This window comes from Agrobacterium sp. LY4, assembly GCF_001526585.1.
In the GTDB taxonomy this organism is placed as follows: Bacteria; Pseudomonadota; Alphaproteobacteria; order Rhizobiales; family Rhizobiaceae; genus Agrobacterium; species Agrobacterium leguminum.
The window spans coordinates 319,895-326,126 of record NZ_ASYA01000043.1 but is presented as its reverse complement, the minus strand read 5'-3'; the positions used below and the strand labels follow the sequence as shown (position 1 = coordinate 326,126).

The following is a 6,232-nucleotide window of genomic DNA, read 5'->3' as shown; positions in this document are numbered from 1 at the left end:
CAGGTTCAAATCCTGCCCCCGCAACCAAAATTTACGAAGAAATTCAACACGAAAGCCCTCTCATCGCAGAGGGCTTTCGTGCGTTTTGGGCCTAACACAACGCTAGCACAAATATCGAGGCCGATTTGACTGTTCCCTTGAGGCCGTGATTCCCTGTTCCCATATCGAAGACGGAAACAAACAGGGGGCCGGTATGGCGAGCCATGAAATCCTCGGAGGAAAGGTCAATGTCTACCGGCGCGGGGGTCTCACATGGCATTGCTCGGCATCGGTAAATGGCCAGCAGTACCGCACCAGCACCAAGGAAACTGGATTGGCGCAGGCCAAGGCATTTGCGGAAGACTGGTATCTCGGGCTTCGCGGCAAGCTGGCCGCCGGGCTGTTGAAAACCGAAAAGACCCTTGCCGAGGCCGCCAAGAAGTTCGAGCAGGAGTACGCCGTTATCACTGAAGGTGAGCGCAGTCCCAAATGGGTTGAGGGCCACAGTATCCGCCTACGGCTCCACTTAATCCCGTTCTTCGGCAAGATGGGGCTCTCCGAGATTACGGCCGGGACCGTGCAGGATTACCGCGTTCACCGCATTAGCACGTCCACGACGGGTAGAGCTCCCGCGCGCAGCACGCTTCATGATGAGGTTGGCACGCTCCGGCAGGTTCTCAAAACCGCCATCCGCCACAAGTGGCTGGGCCACCTTCCTGATTTGTCGCCGCCCTACAAGACGCAAGGCAAGATTACCCGTCGGCCGTGGTTCAGCCCGGCCGAGTACAAGCAGCTTTACGAGGCTACCCGCCAGAACGCCAAGGAGCCGAAGAACCCTTACTTCCGGTGGGAGGCCGAGCAACTTCACGATTTTGTGCTGTTCATGGGCAATACCGGCCTGCGGCCGGATGAGGCCAAGCAGCTCCAGCATCGTGACGTGACGATCGTGGAAGACCCGGAGTCGCGTCAGCGCATCCTTGAGATCGAAGTGCGTGGTAAGCGCGGCATCGGCTGGTGCAAATCCATGCCCGGCGCGGTGAAACCCTATGAGCGTCTGTGTGAGCGGGCGAAGCCTGTGCGGGGGAAAGGGGATGGTGAGGTGGCCGCGACGCTTCCTGTTCCGACCGATCTGTTGTTCCCCGGCAGTTATCTCAAGATGTTCAACAATCTTCTTGAAGCACAACATCTCAAGCTGGACCGGGACGGCAAGCCCCGAACAGCATGCAGCCTACGTCACACCTATATCTGCTTTCGGCTCATGGAAGGGGCAGATGTTTACGCCATTGCCAAAAACTGCCGCACGAGCGTCGAGATGATCGAGAAATTCTATGCGGCGCATATCAAGACCACATTGGACGCTTCCGTGATCAACGCCCGCAAGCCCAAGCAGCGGGCGGGCCGTGCACGGAAGATGCCGAGGGCGGCGGCACCGCCGCCCCTCCACGGACACGAGGCACCACAGCCTCGTAAAGACACCCGAGCGGGTGTCCAAACGAACCGCTTGGCGGTTCGAAGCGCCCGCTTGGCGGGGCGCTCATAGAAGGTTTAGCCTTCTCAAGACCGGCCACGCCTCCGGCGTGGTCGGCCGGTTTTAGTAACAAGAAAAGTATCAATAATTGATAACAGTTGTTAATTTTGATGGCGAGACTTATAATCCTAGTAACAGGAGGTCCCATGCCATGCCAAGTTATGCGCTCAACGAACACTATGAGAAGTTCATTCAAAAGCAGCTCGAATCCGGCCGCTATAACAATGCCAGCGAGGTTGTCCGTGCTGGACTGCGAATGCTGGAAGACTACGAAGATGCCCGCGAGAAGTGGCTGAACGAGGAGATTCCGAGCCGGTACGAGGAATTGAAGCGTGACCCTTCCAAGGGCATCCCCTTTGAGACGTCTCGTGCCCGGTTCGAGGCGAAGCACAAATCAGACTTGGCGAAAGCCAAGTAGGACATGGTTCATCGCATTGCATTCCACGCGCGAGCCGAAGCCGAGATCGATGAACTTTATGAGCTGCTCCGTGACAAGGCTGGTCCCGCCATTGCCGGAACCTACGTCGGCGGCATTTACGATCTGATTGACGGGCTTCGCATGTTTCCCGAGCGTGGCAGTCTCCGCCAAGGCAAAGTACCGGACCTTCGTATCATCGGATACCGTCGGCGCGTAAGCATCGCTTTTGTGGTGCAAAAGGATGTGGTTCACATCCTCGGTGTCTTTTATGGCGGGCGTGATGCCCAAAGCCTGCTCGAAGACCGCGTTTAGGGTTCTGTCGATGGCGTTGAACATTGATGTTGCCGCGCATGCTCTCTCAGCCGTCACGGCAGAAGACGCCATTCATTAGTGTCTTTGACAGAAGGGCTGTACATCAGTCCGTGCTTTTGACAAATCCGGCGGTATTCCGGCCAGATGGGTAACTGTCGTTGGTGCTCTTCCCAGCCTAAAGACACGCGCGTTTGCCTTGAGCGTGTTCGTGTCGGTCCCCGTTACCGGCTGCGCTACACGGCCGGAACGGTCGGGGTATGCGCCCGGTTTTCGCCGCCGGCAATCGGCTGCCCGCTCCTTCGCTGCGCTCCCGTGTTGCCGTTGCCTGCGGTCGCCTTCGGCTCGCAAACACGTTCGCAAAAATCCCCCGACCGGCCGCGACAGGCGCAGCCGGATAACCAACGGGAGAACCGATCATGAAACCGACCCAAAAGAGCAAACCCGATTACGCCGTTTACGTCGTGGAAGGCGAGGGCGACAAAGCCCACTGGACGAAAATAGGCGCGGGCTGGTCACACAGCGATGGCGAGGGCTTTAACATCACGCTTGCAGCCGTGCCGCTCAACGGGCGCTTGACCATTCGTAAGCCGAAAACCGAACGGGATGACGCGTAATGCGTCCCGTTCGCAACACCGTCCTCTACGGCGACTGCGTCTCCCTGATGCAGCGCCTTCCGGGCGGGGCCGTGGACTTCATCCTGACCGACCCGCCGTATGTTGTCCGCTATCAGGATCGCCGGGGGCGAACCGTCGCCAACGATGATAACGGCGACTGGCTGAAACCCGCCTTTGCCGAGATGTACCGCGTCCTCAAACCCGGCGGCCTCCGGGTTCTTTCGATAGTTGCGCTTGTTCCAGACTATGCGGCCGATGTAGCTCTCGTTATTGAGAATGCCCGTGCCACGGCTGACGTGACCGCGGATGGCTGTGTCGCGCCACTTGCGGCCGCGCGAGCCCGGGATGCCCTCCTTGTTCAAAAGCTGGGCGATGTCGCGTGGTGACATGCCGTCGGCATAAAGCGTGAAGATGCGGCGAACGATATCGGCCTTCGCAGGATCGATCTCGCGCAGGCCTTTGATGCGATCACTATTCACATCGCGCTGCTGCGAGATCATGTAGCCATAGGCCAGGCAAGTGGATGCCTTGCCCTTGCGCACGGCGGTCTTCATTCCCTCCCGGGTCCGGTAGCGGATCTGCCCGACAAGCTCGTGACTGAGCATTGCGCGGAACGACATCTCCATGTCCGTTACCGGCGAGCCAGCGTGGACCGTCCAGAGGTCGACATCGCGATAGCGCAAATCCTTGAGAATCTTGTGGCTGTGCTCGATGTCGCGCGACAGTCGATCGACGGTCACGCAGAGCACGACATCAATGCGGTCGCGCTTCACATGCGCCATCAAGTTCTGGATGCCGGGGCGGAGCTGGTAATCGAAACTGTCGAGGAAGGTTTTCGTCACAAGGCTCGCGCTCGCTGCAAATCATCGTGCTCGAATGTACTGGCCATACGGTTGATCTCAACTGGACGCGTACCGGGCGCCTTTGTGGTTTGACGCTGTGGAGGTAGCTACTTCCTTAATGATTGTGCGAGCTTGGGGGAGGGGGAGGGCATCCACCCGATCAGTTCAAACTGCTGTCGCCTGCCCGGAAGTCGTCGCCTTCGATACAGCCAATTCCCTTGCTGTTCGTTGTTCCGTCACCCAGTCGACGGTGGTTCGGTTGGCAATCTCTCTTGGGTTTGAGAGTTATCGCGAGTTCAGACGCGTTTTCTGGCAGCACGTGAAAGTCAACGCAACCCACAGATAGGGTATCAATTCTTGATTCTCGCCGCGCACCTACCGCGAGGGGAAGCTGCTATTGCCAAATTTTTTGGCCCGTGTCTCGCCGCTCGTATAGAAGCACACATTCTCACCGGACAATATCGTTGGCCAAAGTCTTGGCGTATGGCCTCTTCGCGGCATCTTTAACATTCACGGCAGCCAAAGCCTCTTCAATTGAAGTGTAAATCTCAGTATCGATGCCTTCAGCGAGCCAGGCGACGGCGCTAAGGACATCGCCGCGCCTGTTTTTTCTGGCAAAGAGAACCGTTCCAGGCGGTAGGTCGTTGTGGTGGATCATTGAGAGCACCTCCGTTCGGACGTATGGCCAAAATTCGTTGGATATTCCCAATGTCAAAAGCGCTTGCAACTCGTTCCAGAACGGTTTCGAGCTTATCGTGCGTTCGTCTTTCCGAACGACAACTACGTAGCGGTTTGCCTGGCGCAGGCGGAGCAGTACAGGCAAGCTCGTTGACTGGGGTGGCACGTGTTGTCGACAGTTCATCAGCGGTGAAATTCCGTTTATCTCGATACGATTTTCGACATCCTCGGGGATATCAGGCGGTTGATGCCTGTGCGACGGCGATTTTTTGGACAGTCGAAGTCTCTACCCGTCAGTTTGAGCATTCTGTTGCCTGCCACGATGGAATATCCGGCGTGGCAGCACGGCAAGGGCCGTTAGTGCCCCGTATGCGATGGCCGCCACCGCCACGATCTGGAAAAGGGAATTGAGACTTGCCTGAAACCAGATCACCGAAGCCCATCCGACAAAAGCTGCCAGGATCATCCTGACTGTTCCGGCAAGAACCGGGAGTAAAACGCGCTTCAGTCCCTGGCTTGCAAAATAAAGCGCCAGTCCCAATCCAACTGCGCCATAAGCCGGTGCGACAATTTGCAGATACTGGGAGCCTAGCTGCTGCACATCCGGGTCCGCCGTGAATAATCTCATCCAGGTCATGGGGAACAGAGTGGCGAGAATGCCGATTGTCTGCGTGATGCCGAATGCGATACCTGCGCCAACCCAGGCGACCCGGCGGGCGCGTTCGATCTGGCCCGCTCCGATATTAATCCCAACCATGGTGACGATAGCGGTTCCAAGACCGAAGATGATGGGAATTTGCAGATAATCAAGCCGCGATGCAATGCCGAACCCCGCAATCGCGTCTGCGCCGAAATGGCCGACGGCTGCCGTTACGAACGTAACCGTCAGATTGACCTGGATCGTGCCGACTGCGGAAGGCAGGCCGACACCCAGAATGTCCTTGAACAGTCGACCTTGCAGCGGAACAATTTTGAACTTTAGCGGGCTGCTTGACGAGCGCAGGTATAGGGCAAGCACCAGTGCCGCGATGAGATAATAAATGAAGACCGCAGCGCCTCCGCCTGCCACGCCGAGCTCCGGGAAGGGGCCCCAGCCGAAAATCAACAGCGGCGACAAGACGAGGAGAAGGAACGCGCCGGAGATGATGACGAGAGCAGGCACGTTCACGTTGCCAGCGCCCCGCAGGGCTGCCGAAAGCAAAGCCGTGATCCAGATGGGAATAGAGCCTGCGAACACAATTCCTGAATAGATGAGGGCGGCCCTAAGGGTTTCTCCAGTCCCTCCCATTGAGCGGTAGAGCAGGGGTCCAAAGAGGATTGCAGCGACTGAGAAAATGGCTCCGAATGCCGTAGCCAGAACAATCGAATGCCAGACAAGCCCATCGGCATCAGCGTGGCGGTTGGCTCCCATCGCTCGGGCCACAGCCGAGGAAACTCCGCCTCCAATCCCGCCATTCGACATCATTTGCATCAGCATGAGGACGGGAAAGACGAGGGTCACACCTGCTAAAGCCTCAGTCCCAAGGAAACTGACGAAGTAGGTTTCGGCGACCCCAACAAAGGTCTGGACGACGAGAACGACGACTGTGGGCAATGCCAGCCGGAACAGCGTGGCTGTAATTGGTCCATAAAGAATTCCATGTGGTGTCTTCTGTGAAATTGTTGAGACATGAGAATTTTTGCTGTCAGGCATATCGGCCATGGCTGATCCTAAAAAGTTCTCCGAGGCTCTGCTCCGTTCCCAAGGCCATGGGCTCGCAACCGGTTCTCAGAATTTGAAAATAGATTGTTTTTAAAATCTAAATTATATAGAGTTCATACGCAATCTAAAATATCATTTCCGAGCGTGAGACCGGAGCCC

The 6,232-nt window shown here is 57.1% G+C and carries 6 protein-coding genes; 3 read left to right on the top strand and 3 right to left on the bottom strand.

The genetic code is table 11. From position 1 onward, the window contains the following. Window positions 1-193: 193 nt before the first annotated feature. The 3 genes from L904_RS23460 to L904_RS23450 all read left to right on the top strand — a co-directional run bounded on the left by L904_RS23460 (window position 194) and on the right by L904_RS23450 (window position 2,237). Window positions 194-1,519, top strand: coding sequence for a site-specific integrase (locus L904_RS23460; protein ID WP_245285042.1), 1,326 nt, complete (start codon window positions 194-196; stop codon window positions 1,517-1,519). Between the two features lie 139 nt (window positions 1,520-1,658). After that, the gene (locus L904_RS23455) at window positions 1,659-1,925 is read left to right on the top strand and encodes a type II toxin-antitoxin system ParD family antitoxin (RefSeq protein WP_020808443.1); all 267 of its coding nucleotides are present in this window, start codon (window positions 1,659-1,661) and stop codon (window positions 1,923-1,925) included. 3 nt (window positions 1,926-1,928) lie between these two features. Beyond that, window positions 1,929-2,237 (top strand): type II toxin-antitoxin system RelE/ParE family toxin, encoded by a 309-nt coding sequence (locus L904_RS23450; RefSeq protein WP_020808442.1) that lies wholly within the window; start codon window positions 1,929-1,931, stop codon window positions 2,235-2,237. Between the two features lie 454 nt (window positions 2,238-2,691). Here the strand turns inward: L904_RS23450 and L904_RS28560 are convergent, their stop codons facing one another. From L904_RS28560 to L904_RS23435, 3 genes are all read right to left on the bottom strand, one after another. After that, entirely contained in the window at window positions 2,692-3,693 is a 1,002-nt protein-coding gene (locus L904_RS28560) for a recombinase family protein (protein ID WP_020808441.1), read from the bottom strand. 448 nt (window positions 3,694-4,141) lie between these two features. Further along, the gene (locus L904_RS27950; RefSeq protein WP_155246231.1) at window positions 4,142-4,351 is read right to left on the bottom strand and encodes a hypothetical protein; all 210 of its coding nucleotides are present in this window, start codon (window positions 4,349-4,351) and stop codon (window positions 4,142-4,144) included. Between the two features lie 306 nt (window positions 4,352-4,657). Next, window positions 4,658-6,073: an MATE family efflux transporter gene (locus tag L904_RS23435; RefSeq protein ID WP_020808439.1), complete on the bottom strand. Its 1,416-nt coding sequence runs from the start codon at window positions 6,071-6,073 to the stop codon at window positions 4,658-4,660. Window positions 6,074-6,232: the final 159 nt, after the last annotated feature.